The organism is Streptomyces sp. NPDC048411, assembly GCF_040704695.1.
Taxonomy (GTDB): domain Bacteria; phylum Actinomycetota; class Actinomycetes; order Streptomycetales; family Streptomycetaceae; genus Streptomyces.
This window is the reverse complement of sequence record NZ_JBEZKL010000294.1, coordinates 1-1,769: the sequence shown is the minus strand read 5'-3', so window position 1 is coordinate 1,769 and position 1,769 is coordinate 1. Positions and strand designations below refer to the sequence as shown.

Genomic DNA, 1,769 nt, shown 5'->3' with positions numbered 1-1,769 from the left:
CTCTCGCCCTGCTCTGCGCCACAGTCGTCTGCGTCGTCGCGATCTGCCGCGCGCACCGGGCCGATGTGGTGGCGGTACTCCGGGCACTGCCCGGACTCGTCACGGCCCTGGTCCGGCGGAAGCTCTGACGCCGTCCGGCCCCGGACGGTCAGCCGCTGGGGTGCTCGCCGACCGGTGCGCCGTCCTTCTGTCGGAGCGCTCTGAGAACCAGGGGGCGGGACATCGCACCGCGGACACGCTCAGCAAGTTCGTTGGCGCTGGCCCCGGTCTTCGCCTGCTCCGCCCGCAAGACTGCCCCAAGCCGGGAGCGGGCCTCGTCGACCCTGTCGAGGGCGTCCAGAACGGCATCGACCGCGTCGGTGACGCTGGGCGGCGGCTCGATGGTCAACGCGTTGACCGCTTCGGCGGCGGGCTCGGACGGAGCGGGGTCGCCCTCCGGCCCGGCGGGGGGTGGTCAACACCTTGCCCAGTCGGGGCGGGAGCGCCGGGGTACCGGTAGCTGGAGAGGTCGAAGACCTCGCGCTGCCACGGGGCGGGCAGTTGGTAACGGCAGGCTTTCGGGTCGTCAGACAGCTGACGGTTGACCTCGTCGCGGTCGAAGTACGCCGGGTTGTACTTGTGCAGACCCCATTCACGCAGCTCGCGGTACCGGGGTCCTTTGCAGGCCCGGATCGCCCGCAGGGTGCGCTCGTAGCCGAGGGGCCCGCCGCAGTCCTCGGGCGGGCAGGCGCGGCGGTCGGCACTGCAGCGCGGGTAGTGGGTGTTCGGGGCGGGCCGGTGGATCTTCTCCACGGTGAGGTGGTGGACCCAGTGGTCGCCGAAGTCGTACACGTACCCAGCACCGGAGCCGACTTCGGGCAGCATCTGCGCCACGGTGTACGCGGAGGGCTCGCGACCGTTGTGCCCGTACGTCTCCCACTGGGCGCCGAACTCGTACAGATGGGAGTCGTCCCAGCCCATGGCGACCTGCATGACCGCGTGCAGCCCGGACAGCGGGGTCCGCGAGTAGAGGTGGATTCGCCGCCACACCACCGGCTCGATGTCCGGCATCGACACTCTCAACTGGTGCACGGTTTCCACGAGCGCCACCGTATCGGCCCGCCCACGCACGTGGAACGGTCTCATCCTGCCGTGCTCATGCGCCCATCGTGGCACTGACGGCGCCGCGGTCCACCCGCCCCATGATCCCCGAACGTGATCGAGGCGTCGCCCGTTGTCAGTGGTGGCTGCTTTCATGGTCGGTTGCGCCGGGTGCGGCGCGTTGCCCAGGGGAGGGGAAGCACGTCGTGGTGCAGGTAGGAGAGTACGAACGCGCGGACGGCACGAAGGTCAGGGCGCACTCGCGGTGGGCGCCGGGGGCACGGCGGGAGCTGACCGTCTTCGCCGTGATCGCCCTGGCGGTCGTCGGCTTCGGCAGCAGCGGCGGTGGAACGGCCGGCGGTGCCGGGGCGGGCGAGCGGTTACCCCGGCCGCAGCAGACCGGGGTGTATCCGGTGCACTTCCCCGGCTGGGACAAGCCCGCCCCGCGGCCGACACCGACGGTGTCGTACCCGATCCGCTGGGACCGCAGCCAGTAGTCGCAGCTCCACACGGCGAAGGGCCCCGAGTCTCCTCGGGGCCCTTCGGTATGACGGGAGGGTGCGCGGGGGTCACTTGGCGACGGTGTCGGGCTCCTCTGCTCGGTGATCCGATGGCGCCATCATCTCCGCGCCGGGCAGCGGCCGGGCTAGAGTCGACGAAGGGCGTCCGCAGCCAGCTCGAATGGCTGC

Annotated in this window: 3 protein-coding genes; 1 reads left to right on the top strand and 2 read right to left on the bottom strand. The window is 71.3% G+C overall.

Features of this window, described 5'->3' with window-relative positions:
• Window positions 1–148 precede the first annotated feature (148 nt).
• On the bottom strand, window positions 149–388 hold the full coding sequence (locus AB0915_RS39100; RefSeq protein ID WP_366696157.1) for a hypothetical protein: 240 nt from the start codon (window positions 386–388) through the stop codon (window positions 149–151).
• Window positions 385–1,080 (bottom strand): plasmid pRiA4b ORF-3 family protein, encoded by a 696-nt coding sequence (locus AB0915_RS39095; protein WP_366696155.1) that lies wholly within the window; start codon window positions 1,078–1,080, stop codon window positions 385–387. The genes AB0915_RS39100 and AB0915_RS39095 overlap by 4 nt, the downstream gene beginning before the upstream one ends.
• Before the next feature lie 206 nt (window positions 1,081–1,286).
• On the opposite strand from AB0915_RS39095, the gene AB0915_RS39090 reads away from it, so the two are divergent.
• Window positions 1,287–1,577 carry a hypothetical protein gene (locus AB0915_RS39090; RefSeq protein ID WP_366696153.1) on the top strand — a complete coding sequence of 97 codons (291 nt, stop codon included), beginning with the start codon at window positions 1,287–1,289 and terminating at the stop codon, window positions 1,575–1,577.
• The last annotated feature ends 192 nt before the right edge of the window (window positions 1,578–1,769 follow it).